Consider the following 19,434-nt stretch of genomic DNA (forward strand, 5'->3'; position numbering starts at 1 on the left):
GTCAGGATCAAATTCAAATTTTACCGAATTAAACTATCTATTTATGATCAATAGAATCATTGATTTTTCAATCAATAATAAATTTATTATTGGGTTGCTCACCATTGTGCTCGTCGGAGCCGGAATCTGGAGTATGACCGAAGTTCCCGTAGATGCGCAACCCGACATTACTAACAACCAGGTGCAGGTGATCACACAGGCACCTAATCTTGGTACCGAAGACATCGAACAATTTGTTACCTATCCCGTGGAAATCGCCATGAGCAACCTTCCCGGAGTTAAGGAGATACGCTCGGTATCCCGTTTCGGACTTTCTGTAGTAACCATTGTTTTCGAAGATGACATGGGCACTTACCTTCCCCGGCAGCTGGTGGGAGAAAAGCTTGACCAGGTTAAGGAAGAAATTCCTGAAGGCTTTGGCCAGCCCTCCATGGGGCCCATTTCCACCGGGCTGGGCGAAATTTTTCAATATACCCTCGAGGTAGATGACGCGCATAAAGATGAGTATTCCCCCACCGAATTGCGCACCATGCAGGACTGGATCGTTCGGCGCCAGATGGCTATGGTGCCCGGCGTTGTTGAAGTGAACGGCGTGGGCGGAAAGATAAAACAATATGAAGTCGCCGTCGATCCCGATGAACTTCGGGCCATCGGGTTGAGTATTTCTGATGTCTTTTCTGCTTTGGAAAAGAACAACCAGAATACCGGAGGCGCCTATATTCAGAAGAATCACCAGGCAAATTTCATACGCGGTGAAGGTCTAGCCAGAAGCGTGGAAGAACTGGAGAATATTGTCGTTACCAATTCTAACGGAATTCCCATTACCATCGATGATGTCGCCGAAGTACGCATTGGAAGCGCGGTAAGATACGGAGCCCTTACCAAGAACGGCGAAGGTGAAGCCGTTGGGGGAATGGTGATGATGCTGAAGGGCGCGAATTCCAACAACGTGATCGAAAATGTGAAAGATCGGGTTGTCCAGATACAGAAATCCCTGCCAGAGGGAGTTTCTATAAAGCCTTTTATAGATCGAAGCGCTCTTATAGAGGATACTACTTCTACGGTAAAAGGTAATCTTCTTGAAGGCGGTATCATCGTGATCTTTGTGCTGGTACTTTTGCTGGGGAACTGGCGAGGTGGGCTTATCGTAGCCTCCACCATTCCTTTGTCACTGCTTTTTGCCTTTATCATGATGAATATTTTCGATGTCTGGGCAAACCTGATGAGCCTGGGAGCCATAGATTTCGGAATTATCGTCGATGGGGCAGTCATCATAGTGGAAAGTACGGTCTTTATCCTTCAGCAAAGAATGTTAAAGACGAAAAGCGTCGGGCAGGCAGAAAAAGATGAAATCGCTTCCTCTTCGGCCAAAAAAATGATGAATTCGGCCTTTTTTGGTCAGCTTATCATTCTCATCGTCTTCCTTCCTATCCTTGCCCTGGAGGGTATTGAAGGCAAGATGTTCAAACCCATGGCTCTTACCTTTATTTTTGCCATGATGGGTGCGATGATCCTGTGTCTTACCTATGTCCCTATGATCTCTTCCTTATTTCTGAAATCATCGGCCAATGAAAAAAAATCCTGGGGTGACCGTTTTGTGATCTGGCTTCAGGAGAAGTATGACCCTCTTCTCAAAAAATCACTGAAAAGAGGAAAACTGCTTATCGGTTTAGCCGTGCTACTTTTCGGTATTGCGACCTTTCTCTTTACCCGAATGGGAGGTGAGTTTATCCCGCAATTGGATGAAGGCGACATCGCTTTCCACGTGATCCTACAGCCCGGAAGTTCATTGGATGAAGGCATCCAAACTTCCACCAAAATCGAGAAAATGCTGCTGAAAGAATTTCCTGAAATAGAACAGGTGGTCACACGTTTTGGAGTTTCTGATGTCCCCACCGATCCCATGCCTATGGATATTGGCGATAGTTTTATCATTCTGAAGGACAAATCTGAATGGACTTCGGCAGAAACCAAAGACGAGCTCATCGATAAGATCAAAAAAACCATAAGCATTATTCCAGGGGTGAGCTATGAATTTACCCAGCCGGTAGAGATGAGATTCAACGAATTGCTTACCGGAGTGCGGGAAGATATCGCCGTAAAATTATACGGGGAAGATCTTGATCTGCTGGCTTCAAAAGCGCAGGAAATAGGAAATCTAATTAGTGATGTAGACGGGGTGGCCGATATGAAGGTGGAAGCCACAGCCGGGCTTCCGCAGATCACTGTTAACTATAACCGAAACAAAGTTGCGCAGTACGGCCTGCAGATCGAAGACCTGAATTCTTTAATCCAGTCGGCCTTTGCGGGAGGTAAAGCCGGGGTCATCTTTGAAGGAGAAAAGCGTTTCGACCTGGTGGTGCGCCTTCAGCCTGAAGACAGAACCGGGATCGAGAACATTCAGAATTTATATGTAACCCTTCCCTCTGGTGCGCAGATCCCCCTCAAAGAGGTGGCAAATATCAGTTATCAGTCCGGGCCCATGCAGATAAGCCGCGACAATACCAATAGGCGGACCTATGTGGGAGTGAATATAAGGAACAGGGACGTGAAATCGGTGGTTGAGGATATTCAGCACAAACTGGATGCTGAACTGGAGTTACCTCCTGGTTATTACATTCGGTATGGCGGTGCATTCGAGAATTTTGAGCGAGCCCGTAAACGGCTTGAATTCGTGGTGCCCATTGCACTACTGCTCATTTTTGTGCTGATCTATTTTGCCCTGAAATCATTTTCACAAACCAGTATGATCTACATAGCTATTCCCCTGGCGGCAATTGGCGGCGTTTATTCCCTATGGCTGCGAGACATGCCTTTCAGTATTTCCGCCGGCGTTGGTTTTATAGTTCTCTTTGGGGTTGCAGTTTTGAACGGACTGGTCCTGATAAGCGGTTTTAATGAATTGAAAGCCGAAGGTATTGACGACATCGAAGAGCGAATCGCATTAGGAACCAAACGAAGGATTCGCCCCATCATGTTAACGGCTTTGACCGATGTTCTCGGATTCCTTCCCATGGCTATTTCTAATTCGGCAGGTGCTGAAGTTCAGCGACCATTAGCAACCGTAGTGATTGGCGGCCTGGTTACTTCTACGCTTTTAACACTGTTCATACTTCCTATTTTGTACAGGTGGGTTGAAAAACGAAAAATGAAAAGCAATATGAACCGACAAATATTAACCACGGTTGCTTTAATTATTGGCCTTGGTTTTTCCGGAACAATACGGGCTCAAGAGAAAGAACAGCCCACAATAAGTAAAGAACGTGCAGTGGAGCTGGCGATGGAAAATTATCCGCTTCTGAAAAATGAAAAGCGGAAAATTGAACGGGAAAAAGCTCTGAAGAAATCGGCCTGGGATCTTGGCTCTACAAATATTTTTACCAGCGGCGAAGAACTCAATGGCGACAATGGTATTTATACGGTGGTAGGTTTTCAGCAACAGCAAATGGATCTTCTTGGAATTCCGGCTAAAAATAAGCTGCATAATCAGCGTATAGCTCTTGCTTCCGCTTCTTATGAACTTTCGCAGCTGGAAGTTAGCCGGGAGGTGAAGAAGGCCTGGAGCATGGCTTTTTCAGCAAAAAGGAAGCTTCTGCTTTATCGTGAACTGGACTCTTTATACCATCGCCTGGATAAAGCGGTGTCGCTTAGGTATGAGACAGAGGCCATTTCCAAACTGCAAATGCTTACTTCCAAAAACCGGATCCAGGAAATTGAAATTGAAATGGAACAGGCAAAGTATGATTATGAGGTGGCGATCAGAAAACTAAACCTATGGTTAGGGGACGAAAATTATACTGTTCCCGGAAACTTTAATGCGAATAGACTCGCAGCCACCGAAATACCAGCTGAAAATTTAAGCGAACATCCGCTGCTCAAAAAGTCTGAAAAGAAAGTTGATGTCGCGGCGGCTCAGTTCAAGGCCGAAAAAGCCGATTTTCTTCCCAATTTCAATCTGCAATACGGAATTCAGGAGGTGAACGGTTCCAACGGGTTTTACAGCTATCAGGCCGGAATCTCTATTCCCATACTTTCTGGAAAAGCTTATGCCGAGGCAAAATCGGCTAAAATTGAAAGAGAAATGGCCGAGGAAAATTTACGTTTCCGAAAGGAACAGGTTTCCACTGAATATGAGTCTGCTTTACAGCAATATCAAAAATGGAAATCTTCATGGGAGTTTTACCGTGATGAAGTGGTACCGCTGCTGGAGGAACAGCGAAAAGGAACGCTGCTGGCCTTTAATGAAGGCGCGATAGGTTATGTGGAAATGATCCAGAACCTTGACCTCGCCGTGCAATCTGAATTGAAATCTATTGACGCCTACAGGAATTACCAGTTTGCCCTCGCTGAAATCGAATTTTATCTAAACAGAAAATAATATTAAAATGAAAATTATAAAGATCCTTATTCTAAATATCAGTATCATCTTTCTTGGATGTGCCGAAAATCAAAAGGAAAACCAGGAAAGCAAGGAGCAGCCGGTTCAGCAACAAAAAGCGGCTCAGCCTGAAGTTATGATCACCGCCGCTCAATTTGATGCGCTGGATATGAAAATAGATACGCTTACCACTCGCGTGATGAGCGGTTACGTAGATGCAAATGGTCACCTGGAGGTCCCACCGCAGAGCGAAGCCACGGTTACTCCGGTGATTGGCGGAAATGTGAGCGCGATAAAGGTTATTGAGGGAGATGAGGTTAAAAAAGGGGAAGTGCTGGCCTATTTAAGCCATCCAGATATTATTAAGGTACAAACCGATTATATCAATGCCATGATCAGGCTGAAATTCCTGGAAAAGGATTTTGCCCGTCCAAAGAAATTGTATGAAGCGGGCGTTGGCTCCGGTGAGACCTTTCAAAAGGCTGAATCGGAACTGGAAAGTGCCAAAGGACATTTAAAGGGAATGGAAGCACAGTTAAAACAGTTAAAGATCAATCCTGAGAGTCTGAAAAATGGAAATATTCAGCAGCAAATTCCCGTACTCAGTCCTATAAACGGAGCGGTGCAGGCGGTAAATATCAAAACCGGTCAGTTTGTACCGGCTCAAACCAATATGTTTGAAATCATCAATACCCACCACGTTCATGCCGACCTGATGGTTTTTGAAAAAGATGCAGCCCGGGTTGAAAAAGGACAAAAAGTGTATTTTACGGTTGCCTCTCAACCTGAAAAGGAATTAACAGCTAATATTTTATCTATTGGCAAAAATTTTGAGAAGGAGCCTAAAGCCCTGCATGTGCATGCTGAAATTGACGAAAAAGTTGAGAATCTTATTCCGGGGATGTATGTGCGCGGCAAAATAGCCGTGGAAGACGTTCGTGCAAAGGCATTTCCTGAAGCCGCGATTGCCACAAAAGGCGACAAAAATTTTGTTTTTACAGCTGAAAAGGAAGGTGATGAATGGAGTTTTAAACCTGTGGAAGTGTTACCGGGATCTAAAGAAGATAACTGGACCGAGGTTAAATTTCTGAAAGATTTTCCTTCAGGTACTAAATTTGCCTATAATAATGCGTATTATTTAATGGCCGAAATGAATAAAAGTGAAGGCGGCAGTCATCATTAATATTATGGAGAAAGAAACATTTAAGAAAAAACTGAATTACGCCTTGTGGCTGAGCATCATCACCATTGTCTATAACACTTTGGAAGGCCTGGCTTCGACTTTTTTCGGAGCCAGTGATGAAACCCTGGCCTTATTCGGGTTTGGCGTAGATTCTTTTGTGGAGGTTTTGTCGGGCGTAGGTATCGCCCACATGATCTATAGAATGAAGCGCAGCGATATTCAGGAAAGGGATAAATTTGAAATCACAGCGCTAAGAATTACCGGTACAGCTCTTTATATCTTAACCGCCGGTCTGGTTGTGGGTGCCGTGATTGCCATTTTTAACCAATCGGAACCGGAGAGCACCCTGGCGGGAATAATAGTAGCCGGAATATCAATTTTGACCATGTATTTCTTGTATCGGGAAAAGATGAAAGTGGGAGAAAAGCTTGAAAGTCAGCCTATCATCTCAGATGCAAAATGCACCAAGACCTGTTTTTATCTTTCCTTCATCTTGTTAGGCTCCAGTCTGGTTTATGAGTTTTGGCATATTCCTTATATCGATGCCCTAGGAAGTCTTGGAATTGCCTGGTATGCCTATAAGGAAGGCCGGGAGGCATTTCAGAATGCGAAATCAAAGAGCTTAAGTTGTTGCAGTGATTGTTGCTGAAGTCATACCAAAATGAAATTGGCCAGTGGAGAAGAGAAAATAATGTTACATCAGGCTACAGCTCTCTCCTTAAATGAGGAAGGACAATTTGTTCATGTATTAAGTATCCATAGTGATATTTCCCATTTAACGCCTAGAAGCACCAATGACATTTCCTTTATTAATATTAAGGGCGGCCTGTCATTTTACAACGTTCCCACAGAAACAGGCAATTTCCATCCGAAACATCTAAAAGCCTAAAAGAAATCTTGACCCGAAGAGAAATAGAAATTATTCAGGAAATAGCACGGGGAAATAGTATTAAGGAAATTGGCAATATTCTTTTTCTTTCTGAGCACACTGTCCAAACTCATAAAAGAAACATTTTGAAAAAATCGACTGTAAAAATTCCACTCACCTTGTAACCCTTTGTATTGCCGAAGGAATAATCAATGTTCAATGAAATAAAAAAACCTGGTTGTAATTAAGATTTGAATAAAAATAAAGGAATTGACCAACCGTAAATAATGAAGAATGAGATCTTGACGTTGTTTGAGTACAAGTTTATTTTTCTTAAAAAGATGATCTGCTTCAAATAATAATCTAATCTTAAGAATTTCTTAAGATTGGTCCCCTATCTTTGGTCGACATTTAAAATGTCCCCATAATACATGCTCAAAAAAATCAATGTTTTTAGAAAAGGCATGATGAACCTACTTACCAAAAACATTGGTATTTCATCGCCTCCCGGGAGCCTCGCCAATAAGCCTTTTAAAAAAGTTCTGGTGATAAGGCCCAACCATCGTCTTGGTAACCAGCTTCTTATTTCTTCTTTAATCCAGGAAATTGAGAATACTTTTGAAAATTGTGAAATCGATCTATTTCTAAAAGGCAATGTTGGCAAAATTATATACTCGAATTATCCTTCGGTCACCGGTTTTATATGTCTTCCTAAAGACCATTTTAAAAAAATAGGCAACTATCTATCCTCCTGGGTGAAATTGCGAAACAAAAAATATGATCTGGTTATAAATACCGTTCCCGAATCTTCATCGGGCAGGCTGGCTACCAGATTTGCGAATAGCACTTATAAGATCTATGATCCTGAAATTCTCACTGGACGGGCCGTACCGAAAGATTATTTTCATATCGCTAAAAAACCGGTTTACAATCTTCGGGAACAAACGGGAGTGTCTTTTTCGAAACCGATCCCAAAACTGAACCTTAAGCTTACTGATGCGGAGATCGCGAAGGGAAAAGTACTGCTTCAGGATTTATTTAATAATCAAAAAGAAACTATCGCTTTCTTCACCTTTGCCACAGGAGGAAAATGTTATTCTAAAAGCTGGTGGCATGAAACCTATCAATTTTTAAAGGAAGAGTTTCAAGGGGAATTCAATTTACTGGAGATCTTGCCAAAAGAAAATGTTTCCCAAATAGATTTTAAAGCCAAAACCTTTTATAGCGAAGACCTGAGAGAAATTCCCGCTGTAATAGAAAATACTTCTATTTTCATTGCTGCCGATAGTGGCGTAATGCATCTGGCAAGTTGCACCAATACCCCGGTAGTTGGGCTTTTTTCCGTTACAGACTCGAAAGTTTACGGCCCCTACGGAGCATCAAACATAGCAATCAATCCTTTCACAAATAAAGAGGCCCTAAAAACTCAAATCCCAGTTTTATTAAAGAAACCGCTCTCTTCCTTATATCAGAATTAAAAGGAGCTTTTTTTGTTTAAAAACATAGCCGTACAGGATTATCAGCAATAATGATATTTAAAATCTTCAAAAGAAGTTAGAAAATAGAATTAGTTACCCATTCATCTTTTTGAACGAATTTGCATTTGGTAATGCTGGGAAGAACTCAATAAAAATGGAATAATCAGAAAAAGGTATTTCTAAAAAAGGCAATAAAAGAACCTGACTTTAAAAAGTCAAACAAAAAAGAAGGAAAGACGGTAGGTTAAATTCAGATTTAAGTGTTTTGGTTTGAAAACAACTAAGCAATAACGTTAACAACTGCACTAATTACACCGAAAATAATAAAGGCCAGAGCTAGGGTAACCAGAATTTTAACGAGTATGTGCAAACCATCCAGCGAACGTTTGTAGTTGTGTACAAAATCTGTAATAATTTCCATACGATTAATATTTAATTGTTGCTATAAACTACTTAAAGTTAATCCTTTAGAGCCTTGCTTCAAAAATTTTTCGTTGAACAATACGATATCTTAGCCGTAATACATTTCTAATTTTTCTCACCTGTTTTTAAGGTCTTTTTTCTCTCAAAATCGGCTGTTTTTTAGTTAGAATTTTCCTACTAATAATTTCTTAATAAATTGAGTCCAATGGTCTCGATCGCAAAAAACCTCTTCAGCACGTTAAGCTTGAATAGCTTCTTTAAAAAATTACCCTTATCTTAAAAGGAAAAAAATGGAACACAAAGTCAAAATCAAGCAGGTAAGTCAGGTTACTCATGATGTGAAACAATTTAGGCTGGAAAAGCCCACGGGATATAAATTTACGCCGGGTCACGCCACCGAAGTTTCCATCAATAAAGAAAATTGGAAGGAAGAAAAACGTCCTTTTACCTTTACCAGTCTTAACGAAGATCCAGATCTTGAATTCACAATTAAAATTTATGAAGATCATGATGGGGTGACCAAAAAATTAGGTACTCTGAAACCGGGCGATGAGCTTATTATAAGGGATACCTGGGGCGCCATTGAGTATAAAGGCCCTGGTTATATTATTGCAGGTGGTGCCGGAATTACACCATACCTGGCAATTTTAAGAGAACTCAACAAAAAGGATAAAATAGACGGGAATATTCTTTTCTTTTCTAATAAAACCGATAAGGATATCATTCTCAAAGACGAACTGGACAGGATGTTAGGTGAAAATGCCCATTATGTGATTACCAACCAGGATGATACCCGATACACCAGCGCTTATATTGATGAGGATTTTCTTCGGGAGAACATCAGGGATTTCGACAGTAATTTTTATGTTTGCGGACCTCCTAAAATGACTGAAAAAATCGGTGAGATCCTTAAAAAACTCGGTGCTTCGGCTGATGCGGTAACGCTGGACGACCAGTAAACTCTTTTTTATAAAAAAAATCGGCGCAGCAGAAATACTGCAAAAATCAACCAACATACAATAATAAAGACTGCAAAAGCGAAATTCTTTTTCTTTTTCCAGTTATAGTCTTTGGCTGCCTGCATGCATTCTTTTTTTACGTGGTCCGGGATCATTTTTAAAGCCAGCCAGATGCCAAAAGGCAGTAATAGCAAATCATCCAGCAACCCGATTACAGGAATAAAGTCCGGGATAAGATCTATTGGGCTTAAGGCATAAGCAAGGATTAAATAAATGAAGAGTTTTGCGTACCATGGAGTTGCTGGATGTTTGGTGGAAAGGTGGAGCATAATCATCTTATTCTTAAGAGCATGCGCCTGCGATTTTATTTTATCAAGAACTCCCATTGACTATGAATTAACGCAATTTTTAAGTGGCAAAGGAATTCTCCGGAAGAATTTTAATAATCTTTCATTTTAAAAAAAATGAAAGAGCTTTATTTTTTGTTTTAAATAACTGTTTTTCAGGTTTTTACTTGCCAAAAATTATTTTTGGTATTTTAATTTACGAAAAGAGTTTTGATCTATATTCGCTCGATTTTTAATTCAATAACAAAATGAAAAAATTTATTTTTGGTGCTCTTGCACTTTCTTTAATGGTATCTGTAATTTCCTGCCGTGAAAACACTTCTGAAAGTACAGAAGAAACTGTTGAAGATGCAGCTGTTAACCAGGAAACTCCTTCTGAAATGACTTCAGAAGCTGAAATGAGCGAGGAAACAGATACTGCAACTGCGGTTGTAGATTCTATCCAGGCTCCTGAGCAGCAGGACCAAATCGAAGAATAAATAATCTTAAATGATCCTATCAGTCCCGCCCAACAGCGGGATTTTTTGTTTTTAAAAACTTTCTTTTAAAGAAAATGCAGCCTTTTGCAAATACTGCAATATGTTGTAATTTCGGTTTCTGAGAAAATCCCTATATGTCTCAATTCTGGCTTTATTTTCAACTTGGCCTCTTCCACGTTCTTGACTGGCAGGCTTACGACCACCTGCTTTTCCTGGTTGCTCTGGTGGCTTCTTACGGTTTCAACACCTGGAAAAAAGTTTTATGGCTGGTAAGCCTTTTCACCATTGGCCATACTGTTTCTCTTTTTTTATCGGTTTACGGAATTGTAAAGGTCGAAACCGTCTATGTGGAATTCCTCATCCCGTTAACCATAATTTTCACTGCCCTTTTTGACATTTTTACCGCCGGGAAGAAGGCTCAAAAAACCAATTATAATTTGTTGTATTTCTCCACAATTTTCTTTGGGGTAATTCACGGACTCGCATTTTCATCAGATTTCAAAATGATAACTTCCGGTTTTGAGAGCAAAATCTGGCCATTGCTCGAATTCACGCTCGGTATCGAATCGGCCCAGGTCATTGTAGTACTGGGAGTAATGATCCTGGCTTTTATTTTTCAGAATATCTTCAACGTTTCAAAAAGAGACTGGATCCTGGTCACCTGTTCTCTCATTATAGGAATTGTACTGCCCATTCTGGTAGAAAATTATCAGGCGCTTTAATATTCCTGAATTTAAATTCTTTAGAATTCCCAATAATCTTTTATTTTGCAGATGCCTAATTTTCAGAATAAAAAAATTGCTGAAATCTTTTAATGAACAAGAAAAAACAACTGAAGTACGATAAGGCGTATCTCCGGATCGCCCGCGAATGGAGCAAATTATCCCATTGCAAAAGAAAACAGGTTGGCGCGCTTATTGTAAAAGACAGAATGATCATTTCTGACGGATATAATGGAACGCCTACAGGTTTTGAAAATTATTGTGAAGATGAAGAAGGTTATACCAAATGGTATGTTCTTCATGCTGAAGCTAATGCGATCTTAAAGGTAGCAGGTTCCACGCAGTCGTGCCGGGACGCAACTTTATATATTACCATGTCGCCGTGTAAGGAATGTAGCAAATTGATTCATCAATCCGGTATAAAAAGACTGGTTTACCAGATTGATTATAAGGATAACTCCGGATTGCAATTTTTAGAAAAGGCCGGCGTTGAACTTGAACAAATAACAGAACTGGAAGATTGAGAGGAAAAAATAAAATATATACCCCGCTTTTGCTGAGCATCGCCTGCGCCATTGGGATTTTCATTGGCGCAAGAATGAATTTTGATACTTCAGATGAGCTTTTTTCTGCAAATCCAAAAAAACAGAAACTCAACCGCCTTATCGATTATATTGATTATGAATATGTTGATGACGTGAATACTGACAGTATCGTGGATGTGACAGTGAACAAAATACTTGAAAATCTTGATCCGCATTCCGTGTACATTCCAAAAGATGAGTATGCGCAGGTAAGCGAGAATATGAAGGGGGATTTTGTGGGTATTGGCGTTAGTTTTTATAATATCAACGATACCATTGTGGTGATCAAAGCCCTGGAAGGAGGCCCGAGTGAAAAGATTGGAATTAGAGGCGGTGACCGTATTTTGTACGCAAACGGCCAGAAACTTTTTGATCGCGGCATCAGCAATGATTCCCTCACCACCCAGTTAAAAGGAAAAGAAAATTCCAAAGTCACTTTAAAAGTATTGAGAAAAGGCATTAAAGACCTGCTCACTTTTGATGTAAAGCGTGCGAAAGTTCCGCTGAAAAGTGTAGACTCGTATTATATGCTTACCGATAATCTTGGATATATTAAGATCAACCGTTTTGCAGAAACAACTTTTGATGAATTCAGCGAAGCGATAGATGAATTAAAGAATAAGGGAGCGGCGCAAATTGCCCTGGACCTTCGGGATAATCCGGGCGGTTACCTGGCTGAAGCTATCAATGTAGCTGATGAATTCATCAAAGACGGAAAGCTCATTCTTTTCACAAAAAACAAAAGCGGCGCCATTGAAAATACCTATGCACAGCGGAAAGGTAAATTCGAAAACGGAAAAGTTTACGTGCTCATAAACGAAAATTCTGCCTCAGCCAGCGAAGTAGTGGCAGGTGCCTTGCAGGATAATGATGTGGGTACGATTGTAGGAAGAAGATCTTACGGAAAAGGCCTTGTGCAACGGGAAATGGGCCTGGGAGACGGGAGTGCCGTTAGGCTAACCATTGCACGCTATTATACGCCCACCGGAAGATCTATTCAGAAGCCTTATGATCATGGGAATGAAGCCTATTTCAATGATTATATGCGGCGTTACAAAAACGGAGAGCTTAATAGTGAGGACAGTATTCATGTAAATGATTCTTTACGTTATGTTACGCCGGGCGGCAAAGTGGTCTATGGTGGCGGCGGGATTATTCCCGATGTATTCGTGCCGAAAAATACCGATCCAGAAAAAGAAAAACTTACCTACCTGCTTCGTGGCGGATATATGAGCCGTTTTGTCTTTGATCTTTTAGAAGAAAACCGTTCCTATTATAATGCAATCTCTAAAGCAGAGTTTGAAAATAAAGTGGAAATTACAGAGGAAATGGTTAGTAAATTCAATCGCTATCTCAGGAGTATTGATCCCCGCCTGAAGATGGCTCCCTATGAACATAAACCGCTCCTTAAGAAATATATAAAAGCTGAAATGGCACAGCAGCTCTTTGGAACCAATGCATTTGAACGGCATTTAAATGACAATGATCGAATAATTGAAAAAGTTATCGAATTGTCTGAGCAAAAGCAATAATTTGGAAATCAGTTGATAGTTTTCAGATCTTATGCAGGCGTTTCTGCTCTTTTTACCATTGTTATTTTTTGTTATAGCCGTTTCATTCCGGCTATTAGATAACAGCACTTTATTATTTCTTCAAAAAGACATTTTAGTGAATTCTTCTAATGTGTCTAAAGAACTTCTAAAAGAACAAATTCAGAAAAGTGAAGACAAGGTTTTTACCGGTAAACTTAAAAGAGCGCTGGTATTCAAAAACCTTCACCAGGGTTTCCTTTTATTAGCCGTGGCAAGCCTGATTTTTAATACCCTGTATTATTTTCTATAATTTATCGTGAACTTTTGTATGCTCGCCGTCATTCCATTGGGTAAGAATATCGGTAGCCACGGCAGCCCCGCTTCCTGTGGCAATAGAAAACTGGCTCCTCCAGCCCGCAAGAGTTCCCGCCACATACAAACCTTCTTTTACTAAATGATCTTCATTTTTTAACTGTACCCGATCTTTCGAGACCTTTGCTTTTTTATGCGGAATGAGATATTCTTCCAGTCCCTTTATTCGGAAGGGAGAGGTATAGCCAACGGCTACAACGATTTCTTTTGAAGTGTACTTATTTTTATTGGTCACGATCTGGAAACCTCCTTCAATCTCTTTGACCTCTTTTACTTTTTCTTTTTTGATCTGAACTATTTCGGGATATAATTCTGTAAGCTGCTTAACTCCCTGTTCAAGAACTTCTTTTCCCGGAGTTTCCGGCGCAGGCCCCAGGGCATTATTTAGCATAGCCGACATTAAATGGGAGGCCTTCTGATGAAGGATAATTCCCGCTTTTTTGTTTTCAGCGTAAGGTTTTTCCATAGCCGATCCTAAAACCAGGGCACAGGAAATTCCGGCAGCTCCGCCACCGATAATTAACACATCAAAGTCCATATAAATTAGTTGTGCTTTTTCGCAATGCTCCGGGAAACCATTATTATTCCCATTAAAACAATTACGCAAAGGCTCGTCAAAATTACGATAAGGGCATTTGCACTATCGCCTTTTAAAAGGTCACGAAAATCTAGTTCGCTTATGCTAATTCCAATAAACACGACCGCAAGAAAAATAATGGTATAAATTAAATACTTCATGTAAATAAATTCTGGATGTTCGTAGCGAAAAGTTTTACGGCAATTGCCAGCAAAATCACGCCAAACACTTTTCTGATAACGTTTATTCCCTGGCTTCCAAGAATCTTTTCAATACGTGCAGAAGATTTTAACACCAGGAATACAAATATAATATTGATTATGATAGCTACAATAATATTTGGCGTTTGATATTCAGCCTGTAACGAAACCAGCGAGGTCATTGTTCCTGCACCTGCAATAAGCGGGAATGCGAGAGGTACAATAGAGGCGGTTTCGGGAGCATCATCTCTATATAAACTAATTCCAAGGATCATTTCAATGGCAAGGAAAAAAATGATAAAAGAACCTGCCACGGCGAATGAATTTACATCTATTCCGATAAGATTCAGAATTTCCTTTCCCAGAAATAAAAAAACGACCATAATGATCCCTGCCACAATCGAGGCCTTTTCACTCTGGATATGACCCGTTTTCTTTCTCAAATCTATGATAATAGGAATACTTCCCACAATATCGATCACCGCAAAAAGAACCATTCCTGCGGTAAATATTTCTCTGAAGTCAAATAAATTAAACATAAGCTTATTAAAAAAATTGCCGGCAAAATTAGTCTTTAGTTCTTGATTTACTAACATGCCCTCACGTTAAATTTCTGTAAATATTTACCCGAAAATTGTAAAGAAAATGCACTGGAAAATTATCTTTGCCGCATGTTTCAGCTTGGAAAAACTTTAGTTTCAGAAGAGATCATTAAAAATGATTTTGTTTGCAACCTTTCTGCCTGTAAAGGAGCCTGTTGTATCGATGGCGAAGCCGGCGCTCCCGTGGAAGAAGAAGAAACCTCGATTCTGGAGGAAATCTATCCCAGGGTAAAACCTTTTCTCAGAGCTGAAGGAATAGAAGCCATCGAAAAACAAGGGAAATACATCATTCGTGAAAATGGTGAAATTGAAACACCTCTAATCGATGGAGCCGATTGTGCCTACGTCACTTTTGACGATAATGGCACTGCTCTTTGCGGCATTGAAGAAGCTTATAACCAGGGAGAAATTTCCTGGAAAAAACCTGTTTCCTGCCATCTTTATCCCGTTCGCGTGGAGGAATACACTTCATTTTCTGCAGTAAATTATCACCGTTGGGAGATTTGTGATGATGCCTGCTCTTTAGGAAAAGAATTACAGGTGCCGATCTACAAATTTGTCAAAGAGGCATTGATCAGAAAATTTGGAGAAGACTGGTATACTGAACTGGAAAAAGTGGCAGCAGATCTTTCCGGATCAAAAAAATAATTTTTTCCTTCCATTATTTCCTCTGAAAATCGTCATATTTTTTGGTTTTTTTTAGGAGTTTTTCCTTCATAAAGATCACTTTTAATAAGTTCATCTTTTCACCACTCTTTAATTGGTCTTAAAATTATTAACAATTTATAACTTATTGTTTTTCAATATTTTAAAATGGTCTTTTAGGATAAGGCTATTAAAACAAAGCTTTGAGCGTGTTGAAAACTTTGTTGAAAAGCTTTACGCATAAACCTTTCATTATCCTTCTCATTTTTAAATATTTGTTAAAGACAATTGACTAAAAACCAAAAAGACCGAAAAATTTTAGAACATGGCGCAGCAGGAACCCATTTTGCAGGAGAATAAAGATCGTTTCGTGATCTTTCCGATTAAACATCATGACATTTGGGACTGGTATAAAAAAATGGAAGCTTGTTTCTGGACTGCTGAAGAGATCGATCTTCACCAGGATCTTAACGACTGGAACAACAAGCTGAATGCAGACGAGCGCTATTTTATAAAACATATTCTTGCCTTTTTCGCCGCTTCTGACGGAATTGTAAATGAAAACCTTGCTGAAAATTTCGTGAACGAAGTTCAGTATTCTGAAGCAAAGTTCTTCTACGGTTTCCAGATCATGATGGAGAATATCCATTCAGAAACCTATTCCTTGCTCATCGACACTTATGTGAAAGATGAAAAGGAAAAAAATAACCTGTTTAAGGCAATTGAGGTCTTTCCGGCGATCAAGAAAAAAGCCGACTGGGCGCTGAAATGGATAGAATCTGATTCATTTGCCGAACGCCTTATCGCTTTTGCGGCGGTGGAAGGTATTTTCTTTTCCGGAGCCTTCTGCTCTATTTTCTGGCTGAAGAAACGTGGACTCATGCCCGGACTTACTTTCTCTAACGAATTGATTTCAAGAGATGAAGGTATGCACTGCGATTTCGCCGTTCATCTTCACAACAACCACCTCGTCAATAAGGTGCCAAAAGAAAAAATTAAAGAGATCATCGTAGACGCTCTAAATATAGAACGCGAATTCGTCACAGAATCACTTCCGGTGAGCCTCATTGGGATGAACGCTAAGCTGATGACCCAGTACCTGGAATTTGTTACAGATAGACTCCTGGTAGAACTGGAATGTGAGAAAGTTTACAATGTATCCAATCCGTTCGATTTTATGGATATGATCAACCTGCAGGGTAAAACCAATTTCTTCGAAAAACGCGTTAGCGAATACCAGAAAGCGGGTGTAATGAATAAAGACAAAGAATCAGACGAGATTAGCTTTGATGCTGATTTCTAAAGCGCAACTGCGCCGTGTCCCCCAACGCGGCGCATGTTGACCTTTATAAAATATTTCAATAATCATTTCTGATGAATCCCTTACCCGGTCTTTTCAGGCTGGACAGGAAATTTTCACTCTTTTCTGAAAAGGAATTCATTTATTAAAAAAAAGGAGCCTATGTATGTAGTAAAAAGAGACGGCCGCAAAGAGCCGGTGATGTTCGACAAAATTACCGCAAGGGTAAAAAAACTTTGTTATGGTTTAAATGAACTGGTTGATCCCGTAAAAGTTGCCATGCGGGTGATTGAAGGTTTATACGATAATGTGACCACCAGCGAACTCGATAACCTGGCAGCAGAAATTGCCGCTACCATGACCACCTCGCATCCCGATTACGCGAAACTGGCAGCTAGAATTTCAGTCTCTAACCTGCATAAGAATACGAAAAAGACCTTTTCGGAAGTAATGACCGATCTTTATGAGTACGTGAACCCGAGAACCGAAGAAAAAGCTCCGCTAATTTCCGATGAGGTTTACAAAGTGATCATGGACAACAAGGAAAAGCTTGATTCCACGATCATCTATAATCGCGATTTTGGCTATGACTATTTCGGTTTCAAAACCCTGGAGCGCTCCTATTTATTAAAAATCAACGGCGAAATTGCCGAAAGACCACAGCACATGTTAATGCGGGTTTCAGTAGGTATCCATATTGATGACCTGGATGCGGCCATTGAGACCTATGAGCTGATGTCGAAGAAATATTTTACGCACGCTACTCCTACTTTATTCAATTCTGGTACCCCGAAACCTCAAATGTCGTCCTGTTTCCTTTTAACGATGCAGGACGATAGCATTGAGGGGATCTACGACACCCTTAAGCAAACAGCAAAAATATCGCAATCGGCCGGAGGGATAGGCCTTTCTATTCACAATGTCAGGGCTACGGGATCATACATTTCCGGGACGAATGGAACTTCTAACGGAATCGTGCCAATGCTTCGTGTGTTCAATGATACCGCCCGCTACGTGGACCAGGGTGGTGGAAAGCGAAAAGGTTCTTTTGCAATTTATGTCGAGCCATGGCACGCCGATATCTTCGATTTCCTTGACCTGAAAAAGAATCACGGCAAAGAAGAAATGCGTGCCCGGGATCTTTTCTACGCCATGTGGATGCCCGACCTTTTTATGAAACGTGTTCAGGAAGATGGGAAATGGACGCTGATGTGTCCGCACGAGTGCCCCGGACTTTATGACACCTATGGTGAAGAATTTGAAAACCTGTATGAAAAATACGAAACCGAAGGTAAAGGTCGCAGAAGCATAAAAGCCCGCGAGCTTTGGGAAAAGATCCTGGAATCTCAAATCGAAACCGGTACGCCTTATATGCTCTATAAAGACGCGGCGAACAGGAAATCGAATCAGAAAAATATTGGAGTGATCAGGTCTTCGAACCTGTGTACCGAAATTTTAGAATACACCAGCAAAGATGAAGTTGCGGTTTGTAACCTGGCTTCCATCGCGCTGCCCATGTTCGTAAAAGGAGATGAATTCGATCATAAGGAACTTTTCAAGATCACCAAAAGGGTTACCAAAAACCTGAATAAGGTGATCGATCGCAATTTCTATCCGGTAAAAGAAGCAGAGAATTCCAATATGCGCCATCGTCCTGTGGGATTGGGTGTACAGGGACTTGCCGACGCTTTCATTAAACTTCGACTACCTTTTACTTCAGACGAGGCTAAAAAGTTAAATCAAGAGATCTTCGAAACCCTTTATTTCGCGGCTGTAACGGCTTCTATGGAACTTGCTAAAGAAGAAGGTCCGTATTCAACATTCAAAGGTTCACCTATAAGCAAGGGGGAATTCCAGTACAACCTCTGGGGCATTAAAGACGAGGATCTCAGCGGAAGATGGGATTGGGCAAAACTGCGCAAGCAGGTTAAAAAGAACGGTGTGAGAAACTCGCTTTTATTAGCGCCAATGCCCACTGCTTCCACTTCTCAAATTTTAGGAAATAACGAAGCTTTTGAACCTTACACCTCAAACATTTATACCCGACGCGTTCTTTCCGGAGAATTTATCGTGGTAAATAAACATCTATTGGAAGACCTTGTTTCCCGCGATTTGTGGAACGATGATGTGAAAAATGCCATCATGCGAAACAATGGTTCGGTTCAGGAAATTGATGTGATCCCTCAGGACCTTAAAGATCTTTACAAGACCGTTTGGGAGATGAGTATGAAAGACATTATCGATATGTCCCGCCAGCGGGGGTATTTTATAGACCAGTCTCAATCGCTCAACCTGTTCATGGAAAATGCGAATTTCAGCAAGCTTACTTCCATGCATTTTTACGCGTGGAAAAGCGGCCTCAAAACAGGAATGTATTACCTGCGAACCAAGAGCGCGGTAGACGCGATCAAATTCACCCTCGAAAAAGAAACTAAAAAAGAGCCTGTACAGGAAGCTGTACCTGCGCGTGCCGCTGAAAAATTACAGGAAAACAAAACCAAAATCGTTTCCCAACCTGAAGGCGAAGGCGCCTTAACCCCGGAGGAACTTCGGGCACTGATCGCTCAAAGTAAGGAAAGCGAGGGAGATGACTGCTTAATGTGCGGATCTTAGACCTTTTTTTGCCATAATTGTTTTTAAGAAGGCCGTTTGAAAAGTTTAAAAAATCGTCATCCTGAATTTATTTCAGGATCTTAAAAAGAAGCTGAATTAAGCCTGCCTGCAGGTAGGTAGGTTCAGCTTGACGTAAAAAAGACTTTTCAGACGGTTTCTTTTTTTTGGGCTC

At 40.7% G+C, this 19,434-nt stretch carries 20 protein-coding genes; 15 read left to right on the forward strand and 5 right to left on the reverse strand.

All coding sequences use genetic code 11. The features are described 5' to 3' along the window. The first annotated feature begins 43 nt into the window (after window positions 1-43). The 6 genes from C7S20_RS04645 (at window position 44) to C7S20_RS04670 (ending at window position 7,907) form a co-directional block, all read left to right on the forward strand. A complete protein-coding gene (locus C7S20_RS04645) occupies window positions 44-4,378 on the forward strand; it encodes a CusA/CzcA family heavy metal efflux RND transporter (RefSeq protein WP_107011388.1) in 4,335 nt (1,444 codons plus the stop codon). Window positions 4,379-4,385: 7 nt separating this feature from the next. Then, window positions 4,386-5,561 (forward strand): efflux RND transporter periplasmic adaptor subunit, encoded by a 1,176-nt coding sequence (locus tag C7S20_RS04650; RefSeq protein ID WP_107011389.1) that lies wholly within the window; start codon window positions 4,386-4,388, stop codon window positions 5,559-5,561. Between the two features lie 4 nt (window positions 5,562-5,565). Next, window positions 5,566-6,210 carry a cation efflux transmembrane domain-containing protein gene (locus C7S20_RS04655; protein WP_107014094.1) on the forward strand — a complete coding sequence of 215 codons (645 nt, stop codon included), beginning with the start codon at window positions 5,566-5,568 and terminating at the stop codon, window positions 6,208-6,210. Between the two features lie 12 nt (window positions 6,211-6,222). Continuing rightward, on the forward strand, window positions 6,223-6,450 hold the full coding sequence (locus C7S20_RS04660) for a hypothetical protein (RefSeq protein ID WP_107011390.1): 228 nt from the start codon (window positions 6,223-6,225) through the stop codon (window positions 6,448-6,450). An 8-nt stretch (window positions 6,451-6,458) separates the two neighbouring features. After that, window positions 6,459-6,614 carry a response regulator transcription factor gene (locus tag C7S20_RS19950; RefSeq protein ID WP_159039868.1) on the forward strand — a complete coding sequence of 52 codons (156 nt, stop codon included), beginning with the start codon at window positions 6,459-6,461 and terminating at the stop codon, window positions 6,612-6,614. A gap of 246 nt (window positions 6,615-6,860) precedes the next feature. Further along, complete coding sequence (locus tag C7S20_RS04670; RefSeq protein ID WP_107011392.1) at window positions 6,861-7,907, forward strand: glycosyltransferase family 9 protein; 1,047 nt, start codon at window positions 6,861-6,863, stop codon at window positions 7,905-7,907. 280 nt (window positions 7,908-8,187) lie between these two features. Here the strand turns inward: C7S20_RS04670 and C7S20_RS19650 are convergent, their stop codons facing one another. After that, window positions 8,188-8,328 carry a hypothetical protein gene (locus C7S20_RS19650; protein ID WP_193510792.1) on the reverse strand — a complete coding sequence of 47 codons (141 nt, stop codon included), beginning with the start codon at window positions 8,326-8,328 and terminating at the stop codon, window positions 8,188-8,190. 292 nt (window positions 8,329-8,620) lie between these two features. Between C7S20_RS19650 and C7S20_RS04675 the strand changes: the two genes are divergently transcribed. After that, window positions 8,621-9,289 carry an FAD-binding oxidoreductase gene (locus C7S20_RS04675; RefSeq protein ID WP_107011393.1) on the forward strand — a complete coding sequence of 223 codons (669 nt, stop codon included), beginning with the start codon at window positions 8,621-8,623 and terminating at the stop codon, window positions 9,287-9,289. Window positions 9,290-9,297: 8 nt separating this feature from the next. On the opposite strand, the gene C7S20_RS04680 is transcribed toward C7S20_RS04675, so the two are convergent. Then, window positions 9,298-9,675, reverse strand: coding sequence for a YkvA family protein (locus C7S20_RS04680; RefSeq protein ID WP_227009098.1), 378 nt, complete (start codon window positions 9,673-9,675; stop codon window positions 9,298-9,300). 209 nt (window positions 9,676-9,884) lie between these two features. Here C7S20_RS04680 and C7S20_RS04685 point away from each other — a divergent pair, with 209 nt between their 5' ends. The 5 genes from C7S20_RS04685 (at window position 9,885) to C7S20_RS19720 (ending at window position 13,263) form a co-directional block, all read left to right on the forward strand. Beyond that, window positions 9,885-10,115 (forward strand): hypothetical protein, encoded by a 231-nt coding sequence (locus C7S20_RS04685; protein WP_107011394.1) that lies wholly within the window; start codon window positions 9,885-9,887, stop codon window positions 10,113-10,115. A 134-nt stretch (window positions 10,116-10,249) separates the two neighbouring features. Then, on the forward strand, window positions 10,250-10,837 hold the full coding sequence (locus C7S20_RS04690; protein ID WP_107011395.1) for a HupE/UreJ family protein: 588 nt from the start codon (window positions 10,250-10,252) through the stop codon (window positions 10,835-10,837). Window positions 10,838-10,929: 92 nt separating this feature from the next. Further along, window positions 10,930-11,361: a deoxycytidylate deaminase gene (locus C7S20_RS04695; protein WP_107011396.1), complete on the forward strand. Its 432-nt coding sequence runs from the start codon at window positions 10,930-10,932 to the stop codon at window positions 11,359-11,361. After that, complete coding sequence (locus C7S20_RS04700; protein ID WP_107011397.1) at window positions 11,358-12,953, forward strand: S41 family peptidase; 1,596 nt, start codon at window positions 11,358-11,360, stop codon at window positions 12,951-12,953. The genes C7S20_RS04695 and C7S20_RS04700 overlap by 4 nt, the downstream gene beginning before the upstream one ends. A gap of 136 nt (window positions 12,954-13,089) precedes the next feature. Further along, window positions 13,090-13,263 carry a hypothetical protein gene (locus tag C7S20_RS19720; protein WP_227009099.1) on the forward strand — a complete coding sequence of 58 codons (174 nt, stop codon included), beginning with the start codon at window positions 13,090-13,092 and terminating at the stop codon, window positions 13,261-13,263. Here C7S20_RS19720 and C7S20_RS04710 read toward each other — a convergent pair. From C7S20_RS04710 to C7S20_RS04720, 3 genes are read right to left on the reverse strand one after another with little or no spacing between them, the layout of a single operon-like run. Beyond that, window positions 13,258-13,863, reverse strand: a complete 606-nt coding sequence (locus tag C7S20_RS04710) for an FAD-dependent oxidoreductase (RefSeq protein WP_107011399.1) — start codon at window positions 13,861-13,863, stop codon at window positions 13,258-13,260. The two genes, C7S20_RS19720 and C7S20_RS04710, sit on opposite strands and share 6 nt — an antisense overlap. A gap of 5 nt (window positions 13,864-13,868) precedes the next feature. Next, the gene (locus tag C7S20_RS04715) at window positions 13,869-14,063 is read right to left on the reverse strand and encodes a hypothetical protein (RefSeq protein ID WP_107011400.1); all 195 of its coding nucleotides are present in this window, start codon (window positions 14,061-14,063) and stop codon (window positions 13,869-13,871) included. Beyond that, window positions 14,060-14,641 (reverse strand): MarC family protein, encoded by a 582-nt coding sequence (locus tag C7S20_RS04720; RefSeq protein WP_107014096.1) that lies wholly within the window; start codon window positions 14,639-14,641, stop codon window positions 14,060-14,062. Before C7S20_RS04720 ends, C7S20_RS04715 begins: the two co-directional genes overlap by 4 nt. Before the next feature lie 132 nt (window positions 14,642-14,773). Here C7S20_RS04720 and C7S20_RS04725 point away from each other — a divergent pair, with 132 nt between their 5' ends. The 3 genes from C7S20_RS04725 (at window position 14,774) to C7S20_RS04735 (ending at window position 19,262) form a co-directional block, all read left to right on the forward strand. Continuing rightward, window positions 14,774-15,352 (forward strand): DUF3109 family protein, encoded by a 579-nt coding sequence (locus tag C7S20_RS04725; RefSeq protein ID WP_107011401.1) that lies wholly within the window; start codon window positions 14,774-14,776, stop codon window positions 15,350-15,352. Between the two features lie 322 nt (window positions 15,353-15,674). Next, the gene (locus C7S20_RS04730; protein WP_107011402.1) at window positions 15,675-16,652 is read left to right on the forward strand and encodes a ribonucleotide-diphosphate reductase subunit beta; all 978 of its coding nucleotides are present in this window, start codon (window positions 15,675-15,677) and stop codon (window positions 16,650-16,652) included. A gap of 159 nt (window positions 16,653-16,811) precedes the next feature. Further along, complete coding sequence (locus C7S20_RS04735) at window positions 16,812-19,262, forward strand: ribonucleoside-diphosphate reductase subunit alpha (protein ID WP_107011403.1); 2,451 nt, start codon at window positions 16,812-16,814, stop codon at window positions 19,260-19,262. Window positions 19,263-19,434: the final 172 nt, after the last annotated feature.

Source organism: Christiangramia fulva (genome assembly GCF_003024155.1).
Taxonomy (GTDB): Bacteria; Bacteroidota; Bacteroidia; order Flavobacteriales; family Flavobacteriaceae; genus Christiangramia; species Christiangramia fulva.

Bases quoted from the DNA above. Each gene is read 5' to 3' on its own strand.
- C7S20_RS04695 (WP_107011396.1), top strand. From the start codon at position 10,930: ATGAACAAGAAAAAACAACTGAAGTACGATAAGGCGTATCTCCGGATC.
- C7S20_RS04735 (WP_107011403.1), top strand. From the start codon at position 16,812: ATGTATGTAGTAAAAAGAGACGGCCGCAAAGAGCCGGTGATGTTCGAC.
- C7S20_RS04660 (WP_107011390.1), top strand. From the start codon at position 6,223: ATGAAATTGGCCAGTGGAGAAGAGAAAATAATGTTACATCAGGCTACA.
- C7S20_RS04710 (WP_107011399.1), bottom strand. From the start codon at position 13,863: ATGGACTTTGATGTGTTAATTATCGGTGGCGGAGCTGCCGGAATTTCC.
- C7S20_RS04730 (WP_107011402.1), top strand. From the start codon at position 15,675: ATGGCGCAGCAGGAACCCATTTTGCAGGAGAATAAAGATCGTTTCGTG.
- C7S20_RS04670 (WP_107011392.1), top strand. From the start codon at position 6,861: ATGCTCAAAAAAATCAATGTTTTTAGAAAAGGCATGATGAACCTACTT.
- C7S20_RS04725 (WP_107011401.1), top strand. From the start codon at position 14,774: ATGTTTCAGCTTGGAAAAACTTTAGTTTCAGAAGAGATCATTAAAAAT.
- C7S20_RS04720 (WP_107014096.1), bottom strand. From the start codon at position 14,641: ATGTTTAATTTATTTGACTTCAGAGAAATATTTACCGCAGGAATGGTT.
- C7S20_RS04650 (WP_107011389.1), top strand. From the start codon at position 4,386: ATGAAAATTATAAAGATCCTTATTCTAAATATCAGTATCATCTTTCTT.
- C7S20_RS04655 (WP_107014094.1), top strand. From the start codon at position 5,566: ATGGAGAAAGAAACATTTAAGAAAAAACTGAATTACGCCTTGTGGCTG.
- C7S20_RS04690 (WP_107011395.1), top strand. From the start codon at position 10,250: ATGTCTCAATTCTGGCTTTATTTTCAACTTGGCCTCTTCCACGTTCTT.
- C7S20_RS19650 (WP_193510792.1), bottom strand. From the start codon at position 8,328: ATGGAAATTATTACAGATTTTGTACACAACTACAAACGTTCGCTGGAT.
- C7S20_RS04675 (WP_107011393.1), top strand. From the start codon at position 8,621: ATGGAACACAAAGTCAAAATCAAGCAGGTAAGTCAGGTTACTCATGAT.
- C7S20_RS04685 (WP_107011394.1), top strand. From the start codon at position 9,885: ATGAAAAAATTTATTTTTGGTGCTCTTGCACTTTCTTTAATGGTATCT.
- C7S20_RS04715 (WP_107011400.1), bottom strand. From the start codon at position 14,063: ATGAAGTATTTAATTTATACCATTATTTTTCTTGCGGTCGTGTTTATT.
- C7S20_RS04645 (WP_107011388.1), top strand. From the start codon at position 44: ATGATCAATAGAATCATTGATTTTTCAATCAATAATAAATTTATTATT.
- C7S20_RS04680 (WP_227009098.1), bottom strand. From the start codon at position 9,675: ATGGGAGTTCTTGATAAAATAAAATCGCAGGCGCATGCTCTTAAGAAT.